This window comes from Herbaspirillum sp. GW103 (assembly GCF_000261365.1).
Lineage (GTDB): Bacteria > Pseudomonadota > Gammaproteobacteria > Burkholderiales > Burkholderiaceae_D > Herbaspirillum.
In genome coordinates this window covers 283,920-305,934 of record NZ_AJVC01000006.1, presented here as the reverse complement: position 1 = coordinate 305,934, position 22,015 = coordinate 283,920, and the positions used below count along the sequence as shown (strand labels likewise).

At 60.5% G+C, this 22,015-nt stretch carries 20 protein-coding genes, 2 tRNA genes and 2 rRNA genes; 10 read left to right on the top strand and 14 right to left on the bottom strand.

What is annotated here, in order from left to right; translation table 11 throughout:
- Positions 1-107 precede the first annotated feature (107 nt).
- The 5 genes from GWL_RS19925 to GWL_RS23525 all read left to right on the top strand — a co-directional run bounded on the left by GWL_RS19925 (position 108) and on the right by GWL_RS23525 (position 4,091).
- Positions 108-184 (top strand) — tRNA-Ile (locus GWL_RS19925).
- 7 nt (positions 185-191) lie between these two features.
- Positions 192-267: transfer RNA gene (locus tag GWL_RS19920), tRNA-Ala, on the top strand.
- Between the two features lie 283 nt (positions 268-550).
- Positions 551-3,422: ribosomal RNA gene (locus GWL_RS19915) — 23S ribosomal RNA — on the top strand.
- Positions 3,423-3,561: 139 nt separating this feature from the next.
- A 5S ribosomal RNA gene (gene rrf, locus GWL_RS19910) occupies positions 3,562-3,674 on the top strand.
- Positions 3,675-3,743: 69 nt separating this feature from the next.
- Positions 3,744-4,091 carry a hypothetical protein gene (locus GWL_RS23525; RefSeq protein WP_157174294.1) on the top strand — a complete coding sequence of 116 codons (348 nt, stop codon included), beginning with the start codon at positions 3,744-3,746 and terminating at the stop codon, positions 4,089-4,091.
- Here GWL_RS23525 and GWL_RS19905 read toward each other — a convergent pair.
- Together GWL_RS19905 and GWL_RS19900 are read right to left on the bottom strand one after the other, a co-directional pair.
- A complete protein-coding gene (locus tag GWL_RS19905; protein ID WP_008333754.1) occupies positions 4,072-5,475 on the bottom strand; it encodes a sensor histidine kinase in 1,404 nt (467 codons plus the stop codon). The genes GWL_RS23525 and GWL_RS19905 overlap by 20 nt on opposite strands.
- Positions 5,476-5,479: 4 nt before the next feature.
- Complete coding sequence (locus GWL_RS19900) at positions 5,480-6,166, bottom strand: response regulator transcription factor (protein WP_008333752.1); 687 nt, start codon at positions 6,164-6,166, stop codon at positions 5,480-5,482.
- Positions 6,167-6,433: 267 nt separating this feature from the next.
- Between GWL_RS19900 and phnD the strand changes: the two genes are divergently transcribed.
- The 5 genes from phnD (at position 6,434) to glpD (ending at position 11,593) form a co-directional block, all read left to right on the top strand.
- Positions 6,434-7,423 (top strand): phosphate/phosphite/phosphonate ABC transporter substrate-binding protein, encoded by a 990-nt coding sequence (phnD, locus tag GWL_RS19895; RefSeq protein ID WP_008333750.1) that lies wholly within the window; start codon positions 6,434-6,436, stop codon positions 7,421-7,423.
- A 160-nt stretch (positions 7,424-7,583) separates the two neighbouring features.
- Positions 7,584-8,354, top strand: a complete 771-nt coding sequence (gene phnC, locus GWL_RS19890; RefSeq protein ID WP_013236645.1) for a phosphonate ABC transporter ATP-binding protein — start codon at positions 7,584-7,586, stop codon at positions 8,352-8,354.
- Positions 8,351-9,154, top strand: a complete 804-nt coding sequence (gene phnE / locus GWL_RS19885; RefSeq protein ID WP_008333745.1) for a phosphonate ABC transporter, permease protein PhnE — start codon at positions 8,351-8,353, stop codon at positions 9,152-9,154. The genes phnC and phnE (GWL_RS19885) overlap by 4 nt, the downstream gene beginning before the upstream one ends.
- On the top strand, positions 9,147-9,977 hold the full coding sequence (phnE, locus tag GWL_RS19880; RefSeq protein ID WP_008333743.1) for a phosphonate ABC transporter, permease protein PhnE: 831 nt from the start codon (positions 9,147-9,149) through the stop codon (positions 9,975-9,977). Before phnE (GWL_RS19885) ends, phnE (GWL_RS19880) begins: the two co-directional genes overlap by 8 nt.
- Before the next feature lie 11 nt (positions 9,978-9,988).
- Complete coding sequence (gene glpD / locus GWL_RS19875) at positions 9,989-11,593, top strand: glycerol-3-phosphate dehydrogenase (protein WP_008333742.1); 1,605 nt, start codon at positions 9,989-9,991, stop codon at positions 11,591-11,593.
- Here glpD and GWL_RS19870 read toward each other — a convergent pair.
- The 12 genes from GWL_RS19870 to urtB form a co-directional block, all read right to left on the bottom strand.
- Positions 11,575-12,186, bottom strand: a complete 612-nt coding sequence (locus tag GWL_RS19870) for a HupE/UreJ family protein (protein ID WP_008333734.1) — start codon at positions 12,184-12,186, stop codon at positions 11,575-11,577. The genes glpD and GWL_RS19870 overlap by 19 nt on opposite strands.
- A 58-nt stretch (positions 12,187-12,244) precedes the next feature.
- On the bottom strand, positions 12,245-12,877 hold the full coding sequence (ureG, locus tag GWL_RS19865; protein ID WP_008333732.1) for an urease accessory protein UreG: 633 nt from the start codon (positions 12,875-12,877) through the stop codon (positions 12,245-12,247).
- Positions 12,878-12,928: 51 nt separating this feature from the next.
- Positions 12,929-13,609, bottom strand: coding sequence for an urease accessory protein UreF (locus tag GWL_RS19860; protein ID WP_008333731.1), 681 nt, complete (start codon positions 13,607-13,609; stop codon positions 12,929-12,931).
- A gap of 4 nt (positions 13,610-13,613) precedes the next feature.
- Complete coding sequence (gene ureE / locus GWL_RS19855; RefSeq protein ID WP_008333728.1) at positions 13,614-14,147, bottom strand: urease accessory protein UreE; 534 nt, start codon at positions 14,145-14,147, stop codon at positions 13,614-13,616.
- A gap of 18 nt (positions 14,148-14,165) precedes the next feature.
- On the bottom strand, positions 14,166-15,866 hold the full coding sequence (gene ureC / locus GWL_RS19850; protein WP_008333727.1) for an urease subunit alpha: 1,701 nt from the start codon (positions 15,864-15,866) through the stop codon (positions 14,166-14,168).
- The gene (locus GWL_RS19845; protein ID WP_008333725.1) at positions 15,863-16,207 is read right to left on the bottom strand and encodes an urease subunit beta; all 345 of its coding nucleotides are present in this window, start codon (positions 16,205-16,207) and stop codon (positions 15,863-15,865) included. The genes ureC and GWL_RS19845 overlap by 4 nt, the downstream gene beginning before the upstream one ends.
- Positions 16,208-16,217: 10 nt before the next feature.
- Entirely contained in the window at positions 16,218-16,520 is a 303-nt protein-coding gene (locus GWL_RS19840; protein ID WP_008333723.1) for an urease subunit gamma, read from the bottom strand.
- Between the two features lie 90 nt (positions 16,521-16,610).
- A complete protein-coding gene (locus tag GWL_RS19835) occupies positions 16,611-17,510 on the bottom strand; it encodes an urease accessory protein UreD (RefSeq protein ID WP_008333721.1) in 900 nt (299 codons plus the stop codon).
- Positions 17,511-17,622: 112 nt separating this feature from the next.
- Entirely contained in the window at positions 17,623-18,321 is a 699-nt protein-coding gene (gene urtE, locus GWL_RS19830) for an urea ABC transporter ATP-binding subunit UrtE (protein WP_008333719.1), read from the bottom strand.
- Positions 18,322-18,339: 18 nt separating this feature from the next.
- Positions 18,340-19,209, bottom strand: coding sequence for an urea ABC transporter ATP-binding protein UrtD (urtD, locus tag GWL_RS19825; RefSeq protein WP_008333717.1), 870 nt, complete (start codon positions 19,207-19,209; stop codon positions 18,340-18,342).
- Positions 19,206-20,336: an urea ABC transporter permease subunit UrtC gene (gene urtC / locus GWL_RS19820; RefSeq protein ID WP_008333714.1), complete on the bottom strand. Its 1,131-nt coding sequence runs from the start codon at positions 20,334-20,336 to the stop codon at positions 19,206-19,208. The genes urtD and urtC overlap by 4 nt, the downstream gene beginning before the upstream one ends.
- Positions 20,333-21,949 (bottom strand): urea ABC transporter permease subunit UrtB, encoded by a 1,617-nt coding sequence (urtB, locus tag GWL_RS19815; RefSeq protein WP_034351503.1) that lies wholly within the window; start codon positions 21,947-21,949, stop codon positions 20,333-20,335. Before urtB ends, urtC begins: the two co-directional genes overlap by 4 nt.
- Positions 21,950-22,015: the final 66 nt, after the last annotated feature.

The window sequence follows — 22,015 nt, the reverse complement described above, 5'->3', positions numbered from 1 at the left end:
AAGTTAAGCGTCCACACTTATCGGCTGTAATTCAAAGAACAGTTATTTGGTGAAGCACGGTCTGCAGCACAACGCTGTGATGACTTGCTACTGATACTGATCCAAGCGGGTCTGTAGCTCAGCTGGTTAGAGCACCGTGTTGATAACGCGGGGGTCGTTGGTTCGAGCCCAACCAGACCCACCAAGGTTTCGGGGGTTTAGCTCAGCTGGGAGAGCACCTGCTTTGCAAGCAGGGGGTCGTCGGTTCGATCCCGTCAACCTCCACCAAGAAATGTCAAACCTAAGTCAGCGTTCAAGTTGGCGTAGTGATTTAGGTTTGATCTTTTACGATCAATGGCTGTTTTTGTTCTTTAACAATCTGGAAGAAGTAAAGATTCATTTAAACGATCGCCAGGACTTCGGTTCTTGCGAAAGTAAAAATGGGTGTGATTGTATCAATCAAAGTATTACGAAGTGATCTTAGCAATTAGAAGACTTACTTTGGAATACGGCAAACGCTAAAACTCAACGCTTCTTTATAACGCTCTTGCAAAAGAGGCTAACGTTATAGGAACAAGCGAATAAGTGCACATGGTGGATGCCTTGGCGATTACAGGCGATGAAGGACGTAGTAGCTTGCGATAAGCTGCGGGGAGCTGGCAAACAAGCTTTGATCCGCAGATTTCCGAATGGGGAAACCCGGCCGTAAGGTCATCGTTATCTGAATACATAGGGTAACGAAGCGAACGTGGCGAACTGAAACATCTAAGTAGCTACAGGAAAAGAAATCAACCGAGATTCCCAAAGTAGTGGCGAGCGAAATGGGATCAGCCTGCAAGATTTAGCATCAACGATAGTAGAACGGAATGGAAAGTCCGGCCATAGTGGGTGATAGCCCCGTATGCGAAATCGATGGTGTGGAACTAGGCTTGCGACAAGTAGGGCGGGACACGTGAAATCCTGTCTGAACATGGGGGGACCATCCTCCAAGGCTAAATACTCGTAATCGACCGATAGTGAACCAGTACCGTGAGGGAAAGGCGAAAAGAACCCCGGAAGGGGAGTGAAATAGATCCTGAAACCGTGTGCATACAAACAGTAGGAGCCCTGTAAGGGGTGACTGCGTACCTTTTGTATAATGGGTCAGCGACTTACATTCAGTGGCAAGCTTAACCGAATAGGGAAGGCGTAGAGAAATCGAGTCCGAATAGGGCGTTCAGTCGCTGGGTGTAGACCCGAAACCAGATGATCTATCCATGGCCAGGTTGAAGGTGCGGTAACACGCACTGGAGGACCGAACCCACTAATGTTGAAAAATTAGGGGATGAGCTGTGGATAGGGGTGAAAGGCTAAACAAATCTGGAAATAGCTGGTTCTCTCCGAAAACTATTTAGGTAGTGCCTCAAGTATCACCATCGGGGGTAGAGCACTGTTATGGCTAGGGGGTCATCGCGACTTACCAAACCATTGCAAACTCCGAATACCGATGAGTGCGAGCTTGGGAGACAGACGCCGGGTGCTAACGTCCGACGTCAAGAGGGAAACAACCCAGACCGCCAGCTAAGGTCCCAAAGATTGGCTAAGTGGAAAACGAAGTGGGAAGGCTAAAACAGTCAGGAGGTTGGCTTAGAAGCAGCCATCCTTTAAAGAAAGCGTAATAGCTCACTGATCGAGTCGTCCTGCGCGGAAGATGTAACGGGGCTAAGCCAGTCACCGAAGCTGCGGATATCCGTAAGGATATGGTAGGAGAGCGTTCTGTAAGCCTGTGAAGGTGTCTTGTAAAGGATGCTGGAGGTATCAGAAGTGCGAATGCTGACATGAGTAGCGATAATGCGGGTGAAAAGCCCGCACGCCGTAAGCCCAAGGTTTCCTGTTCAACGTTCATCGGAGCAGGGTGAGTCGGCCCCTAAGGCGAGGCAGAGATGCGTAGCTGATGGGAAGCAGGTTAATATTCCTGCACCGTCGTTAGATGCGATGGGGGGACGGATCGCGGAAGGTTGTCCGACTGTTGGAATAGTCGGTTTTTGCATCGAAGAAGGCTGTTAGGCAAATCCGGCAGCGTAATTCAAGGGTGTGAGACGAGCGAACTTGTTCGCGAAGCAATCGGAAGTGGTTCCAAGAAAAGCCTCTAAGCTTCAGTCTAACGAGACCGTACCGCAAACCGACACAGGTGGGCGAGATGAGTATTCTAAGGCGCTTGAGAGAACTCGGGAGAAGGAACTCGGCAAATTGGTACCGTAACTTCGGGATAAGGTACGCCCAAGTAGTTTGACTGGCCTGCGCCAGAAGGACAAAAGGGTTGCAATAAAATGGTGGCTGCGACTGTTTAATAAAAACACAGCACTCTGCAAACACGAAAGTGGACGTATAGGGTGTGACGCCTGCCCGGTGCTGGAAGATTAAATGATGGGGTGCAAGCTCTTGATTGAAGTCCCAGTAAACGGCGGCCGTAACTATAACGGTCCTAAGGTAGCGAAATTCCTTGTCGGGTAAGTTCCGACCTGCACGAATGGCGTAACGATGGCCACACTGTCTCCTCCCGAGACTCAGCGAAGTTGAAATGTTTGTGATGATGCAATCTACCCGCGGCTAGACGGAAAGACCCCATGAACCTTTACTGTAGCTTTGCATTGGACTTTGAACCAATCTGTGTAGGATAGGTGGGAGGCTTTGAAGCAGGAACGCTAGTTTCTGTGGAGCCGACCTTGAAATACCACCCTGGTTTGTTTGAGGTTCTAACCTTGGTCCGTTATCCGGATCGGGGACAGTGCATGGTAGGCAGTTTGACTGGGGCGGTCTCCTCCCAAAGTGTAACGGAGGAGTTCGAAGGTACGCTAGGTACGGTCGGACATCGTGCTAATAGTGCAATGGCATAAGCGTGCTTAACTGCGAGACTGACAAGTCGAGCAGGTACGAAAGTAGGACATAGTGATCCGGTGGTTCTGTATGGAAGGGCCATCGCTCAACGGATAAAAGGTACTCTGGGGATAACAGGCTGATTCCTCCCAAGAGTTCATATCGACGGGGGAGTTTGGCACCTCGATGTCGGCTCATCACATCCTGGGGCTGTAGCCGGTCCCAAGGGTATGGCTGTTCGCCATTTAAAGTGGTACGTGAGCTGGGTTTAAAACGTCGTGAGACAGTTTGGTCCCTATCTGCCGTGGGCGTTGGAAGTTTGAAGGGGGCTGCTCCTAGTACGAGAGGACCGGAGTGGACGAACCTCTGGTGTATCGGTTGTCACGCCAGTGGCATTGCCGAGTAGCTAAGTTCGGAAGAGATAACCGCTGAAAGCATCTAAGCGGGAAACTCGCCTTGAGATGAGACTTCCCGGGAACTAGATTCCCCTAAAGGGTCGTTCGAGACCAGGACGTTGATAGGTCAGGTGTGGAAGCGCAGTAATGCGTTAAGCTAACTGATACTAATTGCCCGTGCGGCTTGTTCCTATAACATTAGCTCTGTTATAGACAAGTTGAGCATATATTGTGTTTGCCCTAGTGCATCACACCCAAGAATCTAATAAATACTTCTTCCAGTTTGGGTTAGTTGCTGCTCCAGTGAGAGCAACTGACTTTACAAGTTATGCCTGATGACTATAGCAAGTTGGTACCACCCCTTCCCATCCCGAACAGGACCGTGAAACGACTTCGCGCCGATGATAGTGCTGCAACCAGTGTGAAAGTAGGTCATCGTCAGGCTTGTTACTCCCAGGAACCCTCGTTACGAAAGTAGCGAGGGTTTTTGCTTTGGGCGGCCGGTTTGTATTGATGCCCGTTGGCCCTGGCCGGATTCCTCATAAAACGGTCGAATACTTCATCTTTTCCACAGCCGCTCCTGTCGTGTCGCCCGATTATCGGGCTGTCTTGCATCTTTCTTTCATATCGCCCCTGAACCGCCCGCGCGTGGACCTTGCCATCCCGGCAAGCGGCACAAGCTTGTGTTTTCCACAGGTCACATTCCCATTCCGACAAAATCGGGAAGATGATTTATCCACAGCTGTACTTGCACCAAGCCGACCGACCGGCCGCCGCTTGATTCCTTATTCTTTCCTGCAGCGGGAAGTCACCGGCATCAACGTATCAAAGCATCAAAGCATCATGCAGCAACTGCTCTGAAATGCACCAGCGCATTCAAGCCTTCAATCGATCCCCCTTTGTTGATCCGATTGCGCAAGCTGATGGTCGCCTGCATCGAATCGACAATCTCGCCGCAAATGGTCAGCCCCAATCCCCCCGCTGAAGAGACATTCGAGGAGAACGCCTTGAACACATTCTCCATCGCCTGATCATCAATTCCTTCGCCACTATCCCAGATCAGCAGCTCAGCCACGTCCTCACGTGCGCTGATGCGAATGCCGAGACGACCCTGTACCGGCGTGTGCCGGATCGCGTTATGCAGCAGGTTGGAAATCAACTCGCCAATCATCCACGGATGTCCCATCACCAGAATCTTTTCCCCCTCCAGTTCGAAGTCCAGATCCTTCTCCGCAATCAGCGGTGACAGGTCCACAGCCGTCTCGCGCGCCAGCATGCCAAGGTCGCAGACCTCCTGCGCTCCCCGGCCGCGTATCTGTTCTACCTTCGCCAGCGACAGCAACTGATTGGCCAGCGTAGTGGCGCGTTCAACCGTGCCCGACATCTCCTGCCAGATCACCGGCGCCGGAGCATCGCCGCGCAAGCCTGATTGCAGCTGGGTCTTGAGCACGGCCAGCGGTGTACGCAACTGATGCGAGGCATTGGCCACGAAGCGTTGCTGATGATCGAGCAAACGTCGCAACCGTGTCATCAGCTGATTCAAGGCGTCGATGAACGGTTGCAATTCACGCGGCGCCATCGGTGGCGCCACCGGTGACAGATCATCGGCCGGGCGCTCATCGAGCTGCCGACGCAGTGCATCCACAGGTTGCAGCGCGCGCCGCACCACATACAGGGTCACCGAGACGATCACCACCAAGAGCGCCGCCTGGCGAATCAGCGTTTCCCAGAAAATCTTGCGTGCCAGCGCACTACGGTTCTCCATCGTCTCGGCCACCTGCACCAGGGCCGCCCCCCGCGGATCATTGGTCACCACCGGCTGAAACAGCGCTGCCACCCTGACCGGCACCCCGTTGTAGGTGTCTTCATAGATATGCGCCAGCGCCGGATAGATAGCCGCCTTGTCTGCTTTTCCCTTGTAGGACGGCAGATCCTGGTCGCCCTCGAAGAACTTGCCATCCAGCCCGTCGATGCGATAGATCATCCGGCTCGAATAATCGGCCTCGTAAATCTCCAGCGCCGCATAAGGCAGCGATGCCTTGAGCTCGCCATTCTCGATGCGCAACAGATCCCCAATCGAATGTACCGATGCAATGAGCATCCGGTCATACGCCGTATTCACCGACTCCAGCGTATTGCGATAGAGCGAAAAGGAATCAATGACGATGAACAGCGCAATCGGCGAGATGATCCACGCCAGCAGATAGGCGCGTACCGAGCGTCGCCGCGAAAACAGATGTGCCACCTCCTCAGCCCCCGCTACCCTGCTGCTGCCGATCCCGCAGCAGATAGCCCAGTCCGCGCAAGGTCATGATCTCCGCACCCGTTTCCATGAGTTTCTTGCGCACCCGATGCACCACCACCTCGATGGCTTCGAGCTGGGTATTTTCTTCCATCGGGAAGACCAGCCTGAACAATTTCTCCTTGGTCACCGCATGTCCCGGCTTGGCGATCAGCGCCTTCAACAGCGTATGCTCGCGCGGCGTCAGTTCAAGCGGTTCATCGTCGCAATAGAAAGCCCCCGAACCGCGATCAAAGCGCAAGCGCCCGCACCGTTGCAGCCCGTCATCGGCATTGGAGCGTCGCCGCAGCAGCGCACGGATGCGCGCATCGAGCTCATCCAGATCAAAGGGCTTGGCGAGGTAATCATCCGCGCCGGCATTGAGTCCGACCACGCGATCGCCTACCGCGCCGCGCGCCGTCAACACGATCACCGGCGTGCCGATATCCTGCGAGCGTATGCGTTGCAACAGGTGCAGCCCGTCCAGTCCCGGAATATTGAGATCGAGCACCACCAGGTCGCCGATCCCATCCTTGATGTGCGAGAGCGCACTGATGCAATCGCCGCAATGCGTGACCTGAAAGCCGCGTCGCTCCAGTGCGCGCAGCAAGGCGCGCGACATGTCGATGTCATCCTCCACCAGCAGGATATGCATGATCTCCCGTGTCGTTATCGTTGTGCAGCCGCCTTTATACCGCCAAACCACGCCATGCGCGAGTCCCTTGCCGAGGTGCTTTGAAAGCAGATTGAAAGCCACTGGAAAGGCAGCTGCAAGGAAACCCCCTCCTTGGCCGCCGCGCCCGGTAGCAAAAGGCGTTCCCCTCGCCTACACTGCCGCACATCGCCAGACTCGCACCAGGCAACACCGCTGTGGCGACCGGCAACAAGACCAAAACCAACACCATCATCACCAGGAGACAGCATGACCCCACGTCTGATCAAGACTCTGTTGGCACTCGCCCTGGCCGCACCGGCCGTCGCCTTTGCCCAGGACACCTGCAGCAATCGCGGCGACCTCGACCAGCAATACTGCGACGCCAATCACGACCTGACCGCCGACACCCCCACCGATCCCAAGAAGCTGAAGAATCCCAATACCCTGGTCTTCACCTTCACCCCCGTGGAAGATCCGGCCGTCTACGACAAGATCTTCAAGCCCTTCACCGACTACCTCTCGCAATGCACCGCCAAGAAAGTGGTGTTCTTCCAGGTACAGTCCAACGCCGCTGAAATCGAAGCCATGCGCTCGGGCCGTCTGCACGTCGGCGGCTTCTCGCCGGGGCCGACCAACTTCGCCGTCAACATCGCCGGCGCCGTGCCGTTTGCCGTCATCGGTGACGCCAAGGGTTATCAGGGTTATACCCTCAACGTGATCGTGCGCAAGGACAGCCCGATCCAGAAGATGACCGACCTCAAGGGCAAGAAGGTCGCCCACACCGCGCCCTCCTCCAACTCCGGCCACATGGCTCCGATGGCGCTGTTCCCCAAGCTGGGCGTGACGCCGGACAAGGACTACAAGATCATCTTCTCCGGCAAGCATGACCAGTCCATCCTGGGTGTGAACTCGGGCGACTATGATGCCGCCGCCATCGCTTCGGACGTTTTCGATCGCATGGTGGAACGTGGCGTCATCAAGGCCGAGAACTTCCGCGTCATCTGGCACAGCGAGAAATTCCCGACCCAGGACTTCGCCTATGCGCACGATCTGGAGCCGAACTTCCGCGACAAGATGCTCAAGTGCTTCTACGACTATCGCTTCACCGATGAACTGAAGAAGGCCTTCGCCGGTTCCGATCGCTTCTACCCGATCAACTACAAGAAGGACTTCGAGATGGTGCGCTTCGTCGCCCAGTCCGCTGGCGAATCCTTCAACCGCGCCGCCTACGACAAGCAAAGCGCCGGCAAGAAGTAAGTACCACCGCATGGCATCCCTGATCGTTCAGGTCCGGATGCCGCAACCAGATCCAAGCACCAACATGCAGCACAGCCCCTGCTCCAGAGCAGGGGCTGCGGCCCGTCGCATCCTGCGCACTGCCGCAGCCGCAGAAAAATCCACAGAGAAAGCGCCTCCCATGTCACACGCCATCGAAATCCAGGGCCTGGTCAAGGAATACAAGCCCGGCCATCCCATCCTCAAAGGCATCGACCTGAAGATCGGCGACGCCGGCCTGATCGCCATCATCGGCCCCTCCGGCACCGGCAAGTCCACCCTGATCCGCTGCATCAATCGCCTGGTCGATCCCAGCCGTGGCGCGATCTGGTTTGAGGGGGAAGGCAAGCGCGTGAATCTGGCCGAGCTGCGTGGCCGCGCCCTCCGTGAGCAACGCCGTCACATCGGCATGGTGTTCCAGGAATACAACCTGGTGGAACGCCTTTCCGTGATGGAGAACCTGTTGTGCGGAAGATTGGGTTACGTCAATGCCTTCACTGCCTGGCGCCGCAATTTCGCCAAGGAAGATATCGCGCATGCCTTCGAACTGCTGGACACCGTGGGCCTGGGCAACTTCGCCAACCAGCGCGCCGATGCGCTCTCCGGCGGTCAGCGCCAGCGCGTGGGCATCGCCCGCGCGCTGATGCAGCGTCCGCGCCTGCTGCTGGCCGATGAGCCGACCTCATCGCTGGATCCCAAAACGTCCTTCGAGATCATCTCGCTGCTCAAGGAGCAGGGCCGTGCGCAGAAGATCCCGGTCATCGTCAACATCCACGATGTGGAACTGGCCAAGCGCTACGCCGACCGTATCATCGGCATGTCCGGTGGCCACGTGGTCTACGACGGCAATGCCGAGAACCTGTCCGACGATTTCCTCAAGCAGATCTACGGTGGCGAGGACTGGCTGGCATGACGACTTCCACGACTTCCTCCACGCCCCGCGTGAGCCTGGCCTTCAAGCCGCAGCTGGCTACCCGCGTGGTGATCTGGCTCATCGCCCTGTATGCGATCTATGCCGCCACGCAACTGGGTTTCTCCTGGGAGCGCTTCTCGTCCGGTCTCGGAAACGGTGCCAAGTTCCTGGGCCGCATGTTCCCGCCCGACCTCTCCAAGGGCGACATCCTCTGGGGCGGCATCAAGGAGACCCTGCAGATCGCCGTGCTGGCATCGCTCTTCGGCATTCTGTTCTCGCTGCCCATCGGCCTCATGGGCGCGCGCAACCTGATGCCCTCGTGGGTTTCGTGGCCTGCGCGTGCGCTGGTGTCGGTGTGCCGTTCGCTGCATCCGGTGATCGTCGCAATCCTGTTCGTCAAGGCGGTCGGATTTGGCGCGCTCGCCGGTGTGCTGGCGCTGATCGTGGCCTCCATCGGTTTCATCGGCAAGCTCTTTGCCGAAGCCATTGAAGAGATCTCCATCAAGCAGGTCGAAGCCATCCGCGCCACCGGTGCGTCCTTCATGAACGTGATCCTGTTCGGTGTGCTGCCGCAGGTGATGTCGCGCTTCGTCGGCTTCTCCACCTACCAGCTTGACTCCAATCTGCGCAACTCGACCATGGTCGGCATCGTCGGTGCGGGCGGTGTGGGCGGCGTACTGTTCTCGGCCTTCCAGCGTTTCGATTACGACTTCGTGCTCACCATCCTGGTCACCATCATCACCATCATTGTCGTCGGCGAACTGCTGGCGAACTCGGTCAAGAAGGTCTTCAATGTCTGATACCGTCCTCTCCCGCCCCGCCGCGCTCAACCCGGCCGAGCGCGAATGGCAGCGCCACACGCCGCTGCAGCGCATCCTGCGCTTCACGGTGTGGCTGGTCATCGCGCTGGCCGTGGTGCAATCGCTGCGCTACATCGAGATCATCCCCGAGTTCCTCTACGATGCGCCCGAACAGATGAGCGACATGCTCGCCCGCATGTGGCCCATCGACTGGGCCTACTTCGGCAGCGACGTGAAGGCCGGGCTGATCGAAACCCTCCACATCGCGACCCTGGGTACCCTGCTCTCCATCGTGCTGGCCATTCCCTTTGGCCTGCTGGTGGCCCCCAACCTGACCCGCCATCGCGGTCTGAACCTGTTGGCCCGCATCGTGCTGGTCGCCAGCCGCTCGGTCAATTCGCTGGTGTGGGCCCTGTTGTTCCTGGCCATCTTCGGGCCGGGTCCGCTGGCCGGTACGCTGGCCATCGCCTTCCGCTCCATCGGCTTCGTCGGCAAGATGGCCGGCGAGACCATCGAGCAGATGCCGCGCGGCCCCATCGAAGCGCTGCAGGCTTCCGGTGCGAGCAAGTTCTCCGAGATCTGGTATGGCTACTGGCCACAACTCAAGCCCGCCTTCATGTCCATCGTGCTGCTGCGCTGGGACATCAACGTGCGTGAATCGGCCGTGCTGGGCATCGTCGGCGCCGGTGGCGTGGGCATGGTGCTCGATACCGCGTTGAACCTGTTCCAGTGGCCGCGCGTGGCGACGGTGCTGGTCTCCATCTTCGCCATCGTGATCGTGACCGAAGTGGTGGTCACGCAGATCCGCAAGCGCATCCTCTGATCGGAGCCCGCATGAAAGCACATGGCACGCAAGGCATCACCTATCCCCCGCAGTACGATGTGCTGGTAGTCGGCGGCGGCATCAATGGCGCTGGCATCGCCCGTGACGCCGCCGGGCGCGGCCTGTCGGTGGCGCTGTGCGAGCAGCACGACCTGGCGCAGCATACGTCGTCGTCCTCCAGCAAGCTCATCCACGGTGGCCTGCGCTACCTGGAACATTACGAGTTCGGGCTGGTGCGCAAGGCATTGATCGAACGCGAAGTACTCTTGCGCAGCGCCCCGCACATCATGTGGCCGCTGCGCTTCGTGATGCCGCATGACCGGGGACAGCGCCCGGCCTGGCTGATTCGACTCGGCATGTTCCTCTACGATCACCTGGCCCGACGCGAACTGCTGCCCGGCTCACGCGCACTGGACCTGCGCCGTCACGCCTCGGGTGCGCCACTGAAAGCACAGTTCACGCGTGGCTTCGTTTACTCCGATGGCTGGGTCGATGATGCCCGGCTGGTGGTGTTGAATGCGATGGATGCGGCAGAAAAAGGCGCGCACATCATGACCCGCACCCGCTGCGAATCGCTCACGCGTCAGGACAACGGCTGGCAAGCCGTGCTGCGCCAGGAAGATGGTCACGCCATGCAGGTGCGCGCACGTTGCGTGGTCAATGCGGCCGGCCCATGGGTGGCGCAATTCCTGGGCGATGCGGCGCATGTGCATTCGAGCAAGTCGGTGCGTCTGGTCAAGGGCAGCCACATCGTGGTGCCGCGCCTGTTCGAACATGATCACGCCTACATCTTCCAGAACCCGGATGGCCGCATCGTCTTCGCCATTCCTTACGAGCAGGACTTCACGCTCATTGGTACCACCGATATCGATTATCAGGGCCGGGTGGAAGACGTGGCCATCTCCGAGGGCGAGACGGCCTATCTCTGCCAGCTGGCCAACCGATATTTCGAACGGCCCATTACGCCCGCCGATGTCGTGTGGTCCTACTCGGGCGTGCGCCCGCTGCTGGAAGATGCCGCCGCCGATGCCTCCGCCGTCACGCGCGACTACCAGCTCGATCTCAATACGCAAGGCGCCCCGCTGCTCTCCGTCTTCGGCGGCAAGATCACCACCTTCCGCAAGCTGGCCGAGGAAGCCGTGGACATGATCGCGCCGGTGCTGGGCAAGCAGCGCGGTGCCTGGACAGAACATGGCTGCCTGCCGGGTGGCGACTTGTATGGTGCGCAGCCGTCCAACCGCTCGGTGCGCCAGTTCGATCAATACGTGCAAGGCTTGCAGCAGCAGTATCCGTGGCTGTCCGCTGCATTGTTGAAACGCTATGCGCGCGCCTATGGCAGCCGCACGCACACGCTGCTGGAAGGAAGAAAGAACTTGGAAGAGATGGGAGAAGAAATCCTCGGTGGACTCTATGCCGCCGAGGTGGACTACTTGTTGCGCCACGAATGGGCGACCAATGCCGCCGATATCTTGTGGCGCCGTTCCAAGCTCGGCCTGCATTTCCCCAAGGGCAGCGAGGCCGTACTGGACGCCTGGCTGGCCGCGCGGGGCGGCCAGTCTTCAGATCAGGAACAACCCGCCGAAGCGGGCGAGTTGCTTCAGGCAGCCAGCAGGTAAGCACCCACGGCGGCGATACCGATGCCGCCGATGCGCACCACGCGGTCGGCCATCTGCTTGCCGGCGATCAGGCCGATGCCCAGACCGGCGGCATGCAGCAGTGCGGTGGCGGCGATGAAGCCAGCACCATACAGCGCGGCCGAGCTGCCGTGCGGCAGTTCAGCACCGTGCGCGTACCCATGGAACATCGCGAAGACCGACACCACCAGCGTGCTGCCCCACAGCGGCAGACGCACGGCAAAGGCGATCAGCAGGCCCAGTACGGCCACTGAGGCGGCGATACCGGTTTCCACGGCCGGCAGCTGCAGGCCGGCGAAGGCCAGCAAGGCACCGGCTACCATCATCAGCGGGAAGGCCAGCGGCAGCACCCACAGGGCGCGCTGCTTGCTCTGCGCGGCCCACAGGCCCACGGCCAGCATGGCCAGCAGATGGTCGATGCCCGAGAACGGATGCGCGAAGCCGGCGGCCATGCTGGTCGAGGCATCCATGGTCGAACCCGGATGGCCGGGGTGCGCCATTGCAGTGCCGGCCGCCAGTGCGGCGACGGCCAGAAGGCCCAGGCGGGCGCGGGTCTTGGTCGAGAGGGTCAACATGTTTTCTCCTTGGGCTGATACGGCAGATTCTTGATCGGGGAAATGACGGGGTTCAGGTTCAGTTCTTCGGCTTCTCGTCCAGCAAGCCCTGCTTGCGGATGTATTCGATGACCTTTTCCACCCCGTCGCCACTGCGCAGGTTGGTGAACACGAAGGGGCGTTCACCGCGCATGCGCTTGGCATCGGCCGCCATGATATCCAGATTCGCGCCCACATAGGGAGCGAGGTCGGTCTTGTTGATGATCAGCAGATCCGAACGCGTGATGCCGGGGCCACCCTTGCGCGGGATCTTCTCGCCACCGGCCACGTCGATCACGTAGATGGTCAGGTCCGACAATTCCGGGCTGAAGGTGGCGGCCAGGTTGTCGCCGCCGGACTCCACCAGGATCAGGTCCAGGTCCGGAAAATCGGCGCTCATGCGGGCAATGGCTTCCAGATTGATCGAGGCATCCTCGCGGATGGCCGTGTGCGGACAGCCACCGGTCTCCACCCCCATCAGACGTTCTGCCGGCAGCGCATCGGCGCGCAGCAGGATTTCCATGTCTTCCTTGGTGTAGATGTCATTGGTGATGACGGCCATGTCGTAATGGTCGCGCATGCGCTTGCACAGCATTTCGCACAGTGCGGTCTTGCCGGAACCGACCGGGCCGCCGATGCCTACGCGCAGCGGATTGGAAGTTGCATTGCTCATGGTTGGTCTCTTGATCTCTTGGTCGCTTAAAAACGTAAATGGTATAAATAATTAAGAGCGATAGATGCGGCTATATTGCACCTCATGCTGCATCGACAGCAGCGACAGCCCCGGTGCCCAGTTGCACAGGTCTTCATCCTCCAGCGTCAGCGCGGTGGCCGCAGCCTTTTCCAGCTCCGGCTGCAACGACAGCAGGATGCGCTGCCCCGCGACCTGCCCCAGCGGAACGGTCTTCACACAGGCCAGCACCTGGTTCTCGGCCCAGGCAAACAGCATGCCCAGCACCGCCGCCTCGCGCGGCACCTGCAGGGCCACCGTGGCAAAGGCCAGCGAGGTTGGCAGCGGCAGTTCCGGCTGCGCCTGCAGGATGGCCAGCAAGGCCTCATCGCCCAGCTTCAGGTCGGTCGCCAGTTTGCCCAGCGAATAGCCCATCTGAATGGTTTCGGCACGAAACTCCGACGTGTCGCGGGCCGCGATGAAGCGTTCGGTCCACAACGTGACCTTTTCTGCATCACGGGCCTCGAAGGCCGCCACCAGCCGCGCAAAGATGGGAGCTTCGAAACGCGCCACCACCTCATGCAGTGCATGGCCGATCCAGGCGCGGGCCGTAGCTTCGCTGCCCACGCGCCCACACTCGATGGCCGCCTCCAGCCCTTGCGAATAGCTGTAGGCACCTATCGGCAAGGACGGGCTGCTCAGTTGCAGCAGATGCAGCAAGGCGGCAGCTTGCATGGGGTCAGCCCTCTTCCTTCTTGTCGCTCGGACGATGGATCTTCTGGCGCAGCGGAATCGGTGCCAGCGGATTGTGGTGATGGTCATCGCCATGATGGTGATGGCCGCCACCATAGGCGCCCGCTTCCGGCTCGAAAGCCGCCAGCTCTTCAGTCACGCGTGCTCCCAGCCCTTCCAGCATTTCCTTCAAGACCGGATCTTTGCGGATGCGCAGGAAACCCGCACCACCCTCGTGGCCCACATGCGCCTGGGTGTGACGATTGCCGAGATGGAAGGCGCAACGCAGCAGCAGGTGCGCATCGGCCGCATCGACGCGATAGGTCGCTTCGGCCTTGGCGATGATCTTCACTACGCGGCCATCATCGCCGCGCAGCAGGTCGCCATCGCGCAGTACCGTACCGCGCACGGTGAACACTGCCACGTCCTCACCCGAACGCAGGGTGGCACGCAGGCGGCTCTTCTCGCGCTGGTCATAGGGCAGTTCCAGTTCGCCGTCGATCTGCTCGGCCTGGGCTATCTTGGTATTGAGAGTGAGCATGAAAAAATCTAAAGAAAATCAGAACAGGAAATAGCGTTGTGCCAGCGGCAGCGAGACCGCCGGTTCGCACACCAGCAGCTCGCCATCGGCGCGCACCTCATAGGTTTCGGAATCGACTTCCATCTTCGGCGTGGCACCGTTGTGGATCATGTCGCGCTTGCGCAGGTTGCGCATGTTCTTCACGGCCACCACCGGCTTGTTCAGTTTGAGCTGTTCACCGATGCCGGCATCGAAGGCCGCCTGCGAGACAAAGGTCATCGAGGTCTTCAGTCCACCGCCATAGGCACCGAACATCATCCGGTAATGCACCGGCTGCGGGGTCGGGATGGAGGCATTGGGGTCACCCATCTGGGCGGCCGCGATCATGCCGCTCTTCAGAATCATCGAGGGTTTGGCCCCGAAGAAGGCCGGCTTCCACAGCACGATGTCGGCGATCTTGCCCACTTCCAAGGAGCCCACCACGTGCGAGATGCCGTGGGTGATGGCCGGGTTGATGGTGTACTTGGCGATGTAGCGCTTGATGCGGAAGTTGTCGTTGCGCGAGCTATCTTCCTTGAGCGAACCACGCTGCACCTTCATCTTGTGCGCGGTCTGCCAGGTGCGCATGATCACTTCACCCACGCGGCCCATGGCCTGCGAGTCAGACGACATCATCGAGATCGCACCGAGGTCATGCAGGATGTCTTCGGCGGCAATGGTCTCGCGGCGAATGCGCGATTCGGCAAAGGCGATGTCTTCGGCGATGGCCGGGTCCAGGTGATGGCAGACCATCAGCATGTCCAGGTGTTCGTCCAGCGTATTGACCGTGAAGGGACGCGTCGGATTGGTCGAGGACGGCAGCACGTTACCCTCGCCCACCGCCGCGATGATGTCCGGTGCGTGACCACCACCCGCGCCTTCGGTGTGGAAGGTGTGAATGGTGCGGTCCTTGAAGGCCGCCAGCGTGTGCTCCAGGAAGCCGCCTTCGTTGAGGGTATCGGTGTGGATGGCCACCTGGATATCCATGCGATCGGCCACCGTCAGGCAGTTGTCGATGGCCGCCGGGGTCGAGCCCCAGTCCTCGTGCAGCTTCAGGCCGATGGCTCCGGCGCGGATTTGCTCCTCCAGCGGCAGCGGCAGGCTGACGTTGCCCTTGCCGAGGAAACCGAGGTTCATCGGGAAGGCGTCCGCTGCGGCCAGCATGGAATGGATGTGCCAGGGGCCGGGCGTACAGGTGGTGGCGGCCGTGCCGACGGCCGGACCGGTGCCGCCGCCCAGCATGGTGGTGACGCCGCTCATGAGGGCTTCCTCGATCTGCTGCGGACAGATGAAGTGGATGTGGCTGTCGATGCCGCCGGCGGTGACGATCATGCCTTCACCGGCGATGATTTCGGTCGCCCCGCCGATGGCCATGGTCACACCGGGCTGGATGTCCGGATTGCCGGCCTTGCCGATGCCGGCGATCTTGCCGGACTTGATGCCGATGTCGGCCTTGACGATGCCCCAGTGATCGACGATGAGCGCATTGGTGATGACGGTATCCATCACCTCGGCATGGGCGCGCTGCGACTGGCCCATGCCGTCGCGGATCACCTTGCCGCCGCCGAATTTGACTTCCTCGCCATAGACCGTGTAATCCTTCTCCACTTCCAGGAACAGCTCGGTGTCGGCCAGGCGCACGCGGTCGCCGACGGTGGGGCCGAACATTTCGGCATAGGCCGAACGGGAGATCTTGCTCATTTGGTTTGCCCCTTCTTGTCGTTGCCGTGCTGGGCCTTCAGCTTGCCCATCACCAGTGCATTGAAGCCATAGACGCGGCGGTCCCCGGCCAGCGCCACCAGTTCCACCGTGCGTTCCTGTCCGGGTTCGAAGCGCACTGCGGTCCCGGCTGCGATGTTCAAGCGCATGCCATAGGCCGCTTCACGTTCGAAGCGCAGTGCCAGATTGGTTTCGTAGAAATGGAAGTGGGAGCCGACCTGGATCGGACGGTCGCCGCTGTTGGCCACCGTCACCGTCACGGTGGGGCGGCCGACGTTGAGTTCGATGTCGCCGGGTTCGACCAGCATTTCGCCTGGAATCATGACGCGCTCCTCAAGGAATCGGATGGTGGACGGTGACCAGCTTGCTGCCGTCGGGGAAGGTGGCTTCGACCTGGATGTCGGGGATCATCTCGGGCACGCCTTCCATGACGTCGTCACGGGTCAGGATGGTGGTGCCCTCGGACATCAGCTCGGCCACGGTCTTGCCATCGCGCGCGCCTTCCATGATGGCGGCGGTGATCAGCGCCACCGCTTCCGGATAATTGAGCTTGAGGCCACGGGCCTTGCGGCGCTCGGCCAGCAAAGCGGCGGTGAAGATGAGCAGCTTGTCTTTTTCTCTGGGTGTCAGTTCCATGTGAGCTCCTGGCCGTTTGGTGGCCTTCAGTTTCTATAACGTAGGGCGAGGCTTGATTCAGTTTTCCTGATGCAGCTTGTTACGTCGTGTTCATGTATTCCAGATGCGTGGAATGGCGGCTTGCTTGCCGGTGACGGCCGGGCGCAGCACATGCCAGGCCGCATGCAGCCACTGCCGCGCCACCAGGCTGGATGGCCCCATGTAGCGCGCGATGAGCACCTGCTTCATCAGCGTGGCACCGCTGCGTCCTTCCAGCTGCAGGGCAGCGATGCTCTCGCGCAGGCGGCCCAGCAGCGCGGTATCCATGCCGTCTCCCACCGCGATCAGGGTGCCGCAGATGGTTTGCCCATCCAGCGCCAGCGGGCCTTGCATGGCACCCGCCTCGGCTTGCAGGCGACCCTGCTCGAACCATACCAGCTTGCCGCCACGGCGGATGCTGGTGCGCTGGCTGACGGCACCGGTGTTGAAGGTTTCGCCCGAAGCGGTGCGGCCAAAGCAAAGGATTTCCGCACCCAGGTAAGCCGCGTCGGCGGCCAGGGTCACTTCATGTTCCATGCGCACGTCGGCCCCATCGAAGAAGATGGTTTCCTGCGGCAGCCATTCCAGCGTGGCCCCTGCTGCGGCGTCGAGCCGGACGGCCTGGCGTGATGACTGGCCATTGGCGCGATACCACTTGCCCGCACCGGGCGTGGTCAGCAGCGCATGGGCGCGTTCGCCCGCCTCAGCGGTGATGGAAAGCTGGTCGCCACCGACGATGCCGCCCGGCGGATGGACGATGATGGCGTGGCAGATGGACGGGTCTTCGGGATAGAGCGGCTTCTGTACGCGCAGGGGGCCGAAGTGCTGGCGGTGCATGAGGCGCGTGGTGCCTTTGTCGTCGGCAAAGCCCAGCGCCAGGCGTGCCTGGTCCGGCGCATGCCGCAGGGGCGCGCCTGGTGTCGCGGGGGCCGGCATGCTGGCGGGTTCCGGATGGCCGGGGAGTCGTTTCATACCTGGTTCTTCATTGCGTGGAAGGCGGCGTGTGCAAGCGGACAGCCTGGCCGCGAACATGCGACTTTATAGCAGACCCGCTGCAAACGCGCAGCCTTCCTTTGCGACGGCCTCAGACCGCCAGATGCTTCTTCACGTCCTCGCCATCCATCTGGTCCTGGGTACCGGCCGCGACCACTTCGCCGCGCGACATCACCACGAAGGTATCGGCCAGTTCGCGGGCGAAATCGAAATACTGCTCGCACAGCAGGATGCCGATGTCGCCGCGCTGGCGCAGCAGGCTGATGACGCGACCGATGTCCTTGATGATGGAAGGCTGGATGCCCTCCGTCGGTTCATCCAGGATGATCAGCTTGGGCTCGGCCAGCAGCGCCCGGGCGATGGCCAGCTGCTGCTGTTGGCCGCCGGAAAGGTCGCCGCCGCGCCGATGCAGCATTTCCTTCAACACCGGGAAGAGTTCATAGACCTCGCCCTTGATGGTGGAGGCACGGCGACCCGAGAGCGTAGCCATGCCCATGAGCATGTTTTCTTCCACCGTCAGGCGCGCGAAGATCTCGCGTCCCTGCGGCACGTAGGCGATGCCCAGCTTGGCGCGCTGGTGCGGCTTGAGACGGGTGATGTCCTGGCCTTCGAAGCTGACATTGCCCTTGGCCACCGGCAGCACGCCCATCAGGCATTTCAAGAGCGTGGTCTTGCCCACGCCGTTGCGGCCCAGCAGGGACAGGACTTTGCCCTTCTGCACATCGAGCGAGACGCCGCGCAGGGTATGCGCCGCGCCGTAGTACTGGTTAAGTTCATTGACTTGCAGCATGGATGATGGTCTCCGCTCTTATCGTCCCAGGTAGACTTCGATGACGCGCTCGTTGGATTGCACCTGGCGCATGTTGCCCTCGGCCAGTACCGATCCTTCGTGCAGTACGGTCACCTTGCCACCTTGGGCGATCTCCTCGACGAAGCCCATGTCGTGTTCCACCACCATGATGGAATGCTTGCCGCGCAGCTCGTTCAACAGCTCGGCGGTGCGTGCGGTCTCGGCGTCGGACATGCCGGCCACCGGTTCATCGAGCAACAGCAATTGCGGTTCCTGCATCAACAGCATGCCGATTTCCAGCCACTGCTTCTGCCCGTGCGAGAGCAGGCCGGCCACGCGATGCTCCTGGCCGTTCAGGCGGATCAGCTTGAGGATCTCCTCGATCTTGCCGATCTGCTCCGAAGACAGGCGCGCAAAGAGCGTGGTCTTGACGCGCTTGTCCATCTTCATCGCCAGTTCCAGGTTCTCGAACACGGTGTGCTGCTCGAACACGGTCGGACGCTGGAACTTGCGGCCGATGCCCGCATGCGCGATCTCGTATTCGGTCATCTTGGTCAGGTCAATGGTCTGGCCGAAGAAGGCGGTGCCGGCGGTGGGCCGGGTCTTGCCGGTGATGACGTCCATCATCGTGGTCTTGCCCGCGCCATTGGGACCGATGATGCAGCGCAGTTCACCCACCGAGATATCCAGGTTCAGGTTGTTGATGGCCTTGAAGCCATCGAAGGAGACCGTGATGTTTTCCAGATAGAGGATGGCACCGTGGGTGGTATCGACGCCCTCGGGTTTGATGCGTTCGTAGGATGCACCGTGGTCGGCGCGGGGCGTGTCGACATTGCCGCCCAGGCCGCCAATGCCTGCCGGGTTCTTGCCGGGTTCGACTGCGCTCATGCTGCCTCCTTGGATGCGCTGCCCTCAGCGGGCACGGCATCGCGTTTCTTGAATTTCTGCGCCAGGCCCAGGATGCCCTGCGGCAGGAACAGGGTGACCAGAATGAAGATCAGCCCCAGCGCATACAGCCACAGGTCCGGGAAGGCGGCCGTGAACCAGCTCTTCAAACCATTGACGGTGAAGGCACCGATGATGGGGCCGATCAGCGTGCCACGCCCGCCCACAGCCGCCCAGATCACCATCTCGATGGAGTTGGCCGGCGACATCTCGGAGGGATTGATGATGCCCACCTGCGGCACGTACAGCGCACCGGCGATACCGCAGATCACGGCCGAGAGCGTCCACACGAAGAGTTTGAACCACAGCGGGTTGTAGCCGATGAACATGAGGCGCGATTCGGAATCACGCACGCCCTGCAGCACGCGGCCCAGCTTGGAGGTGACGATCATGCGACACAGCACCAGCGCACCGAACAGCAGCGCCAGCGTTACCAGGTACAGCACCGCCTTGGTGGCCGGTGCGGTGATGGTGAAGCCCAGGATGCGCTTGAAGTCGGTAAAGCCGTTGTTGCCGCCAAAGCCGGTATCGTTGCGGAAGAACAGCAGCATGAAGGCGAAGGTCATGGCCTGCGTGATGATGGAGAAATACACGCCCTTGATACGCGAACGGAAAGCGAAGTAACCGAACACGAAGGCCAACAGACCCGGCACCAGCACCACCAGCAGCATGGAGAACCAGAAGTGATCCGTCATCCACCAGTACCAGGGATAGGCCTTCCAGTTCAGGAACACCATGAAGTCCGGCAGGTTGCTCTGGTACACGCCGTCACGGCCGATGGCGCGCATCAGGTACATCCCGTGGGCGTATCCGCCCAGTGCGAAGAAAACGCCATGCCCGAGAGAGAGGATGCCCGTATAGCCCCACACCAGGTCCAGTGCCAGCGCAGCCATGGCGTAGCACATGAACTTTCCTACCAAAGCGACGGTGTAGGAGGAGACGTGCAGGCTGCTTCCGGCGGGGAACAGCAGGTTGCAGACCGGCAGCAAGGCCAGCACGATGGTGCAGATGACGATGCCGGTCCAGGCCGGACGATTGAACAGCGAGGGGCGCATGATCATGGTGCTCATTCCACGCTCCTTCCCTTGAGTGCGAAGAGGCCTTGCGGACGCTTCTGGATGAATACGATGATGAAGACCAGGATGGCGATCTTGGCCAGCACGGCACCAGCCACCGGCTCCAGGAATTTGTTGACTTCGCCCAGGCCGAAGGCAGCGATGACGGTCCCGGCCAGCTGACCTACGCCACCCAGCACCACCACCATGAAGGAATCCACGATGTAACCCTGTCCCAGGTCGGGGCCGACATTGCCCAGCTGCGAGAGCGCCACGCCACCGAGACCGGCGATGCCGCAACCGAGGCCGAAGGTCATCATGTCGATCTTGCCGGTGGACACGCCCACGCAGTCGGCCATGCGGCGATTCTGCGTGACGGCGCGCACGAACAGGCCCAGGCGGGTCTTGTTCAGGATCAGCCAGACCGCGAACACCACGAACAGCGCAAAGAACACGATCACGATGCGGTTATAGGACAGCACCAGCGAACCCAGCACGGTGACGCCACCAGACATCCAGCTCGGATTGGCCACTTCCACGTTCTGCGCGCCAAAGATGGAGCGCACGCATTGCATCAGCATGAGGCTGATACCCCAGGTACAGAGCAGGGTTTCCAGCGGACGGCCATAGAGCCAGCGGATCACCAGCCGTTCCAGCGCAATGCCGACGGCTGCGGCGACGATGAAGGCCGCCGGCAGGGCCACGACCAGATAGGCATCGATGGCACCGGGGAAGAACTTGCGGAACACCAGCTGGCACACATAGGTGGTGTAGGCGCCGATCATCAGCAGTTCACCGTGGGCCATGTTGATGATGCCCATGAGACCAAAGGTGATGGCCAGGCCCAGTGCGGCCAGCAGCAGCACGCTGCCCAGCGAGATGCCATAGAACAGCTTGCCGGCGAAGTCGACGATGGCCAGGTGGCGGTCCAAAGCGGAGAGGGTGCGCACCGCTTCCACGCGTACGCCTTCATCCGGCTCCACGTAGGAGCCATCGGGATTCTTGGTCAGCATGTTTTCCAGGACCGGCTTGAGCGACGCATTGGTCGTCTCGGCCAGTTTCCTGACCGCAGCGCGGCGTGCAGCCGGATCGGGAGAATGCAGGTTGGCGGTGGCCTGTACCTGCTGCAGCACGTCCTTGATCTGCGCATCGTTTTCCTTGGCCAGCGCCTTGAGGATCAGCGGCATCTGGGCCGGATCGGCATTCCTGAGCAGATCATTGGCAGCGGCCAGGCGCTCATCGCGTTGCGGCGAGAGCAGCTTCAGTCCCGAGAGCGCACCCTCGACGGCACCGCGCAGGCGGTTGTTGACGGTGATGCCTTCGGCGTCATCGGGTGCGGGGCCGCTCTTGTCGGTGGCCGGGTTGAAGGCCTGGCCGGCATCATCGACGATGAGGATGTCACCGGCAGGCGTGACATAGAGCGCGTCGCTGTTCAAGGCGTTGAGAATCTTGAGCGCGTCGTCGTTGGCCAGCGCGGCAATCTGGTTGACGGCGTCGATGCGCGCGTCGGGGTCGTCTCCGCCAAGGGGCTTGAGCAGGGCCGGATCGATGGCTGCGAACGCCCCGAGGGCGTGCACGCAAAGCCAGGTCGCGAGCAGCCCGCGTAGGAACTGGATGGCTGGTTTCATGGTCGGTGTGCGCCTCGAAGCGCGGGCCGGGCTGCTGCGGCCGGGGCGAGTCGTCGGGCGGTTTTC

Bases quoted from the DNA above. Each gene is read 5' to 3' on its own strand.
- urtE (WP_008333719.1), bottom strand. From the start codon at position 18,321: ATGCTGCAAGTCAATGAACTTAACCAGTACTACGGCGCGGCGCATACC.
- ureG (WP_008333732.1), bottom strand. From the start codon at position 12,877: ATGAGCAATGCAACTTCCAATCCGCTGCGCGTAGGCATCGGCGGCCCG.
- phnD (WP_008333750.1), top strand. From the start codon at position 6,434: ATGACCCCACGTCTGATCAAGACTCTGTTGGCACTCGCCCTGGCCGCA.
- GWL_RS23525 (WP_157174294.1), top strand. From the start codon at position 3,744: ATGCCCGTTGGCCCTGGCCGGATTCCTCATAAAACGGTCGAATACTTC.
- ureC (WP_008333727.1), bottom strand. From the start codon at position 15,866: ATGAGCAAGATCTCCCGTTCGGCCTATGCCGAAATGTTCGGCCCCACC.
- urtD (WP_008333717.1), bottom strand. From the start codon at position 19,209: ATGAGCGCAGTCGAACCCGGCAAGAACCCGGCAGGCATTGGCGGCCTG.
- GWL_RS19840 (WP_008333723.1), bottom strand. From the start codon at position 16,520: ATGGAACTGACACCCAGAGAAAAAGACAAGCTGCTCATCTTCACCGCC.
- GWL_RS19835 (WP_008333721.1), bottom strand. From the start codon at position 17,510: ATGAAACGACTCCCCGGCCATCCGGAACCCGCCAGCATGCCGGCCCCC.
- ureE (WP_008333728.1), bottom strand. From the start codon at position 14,147: ATGCTCACTCTCAATACCAAGATAGCCCAGGCCGAGCAGATCGACGGC.
- GWL_RS19845 (WP_008333725.1), bottom strand. From the start codon at position 16,207: ATGATTCCAGGCGAAATGCTGGTCGAACCCGGCGACATCGAACTCAAC.
- urtC (WP_008333714.1), bottom strand. From the start codon at position 20,336: ATGAGCACCATGATCATGCGCCCCTCGCTGTTCAATCGTCCGGCCTGG.
- urtB (WP_034351503.1), bottom strand. From the start codon at position 21,949: ATGAAACCAGCCATCCAGTTCCTACGCGGGCTGCTCGCGACCTGGCTT.
- phnE (WP_008333743.1), top strand. From the start codon at position 9,147: ATGTCTGATACCGTCCTCTCCCGCCCCGCCGCGCTCAACCCGGCCGAG.
- phnC (WP_013236645.1), top strand. From the start codon at position 7,584: ATGTCACACGCCATCGAAATCCAGGGCCTGGTCAAGGAATACAAGCCC.
- GWL_RS19900 (WP_008333752.1), bottom strand. From the start codon at position 6,166: ATGCATATCCTGCTGGTGGAGGATGACATCGACATGTCGCGCGCCTTG.
- phnE (WP_008333745.1), top strand. From the start codon at position 8,351: ATGACGACTTCCACGACTTCCTCCACGCCCCGCGTGAGCCTGGCCTTC.
- glpD (WP_008333742.1), top strand. From the start codon at position 9,989: ATGAAAGCACATGGCACGCAAGGCATCACCTATCCCCCGCAGTACGAT.
- GWL_RS19870 (WP_008333734.1), bottom strand. From the start codon at position 12,186: ATGTTGACCCTCTCGACCAAGACCCGCGCCCGCCTGGGCCTTCTGGCC.
- GWL_RS19860 (WP_008333731.1), bottom strand. From the start codon at position 13,609: ATGCAAGCTGCCGCCTTGCTGCATCTGCTGCAACTGAGCAGCCCGTCC.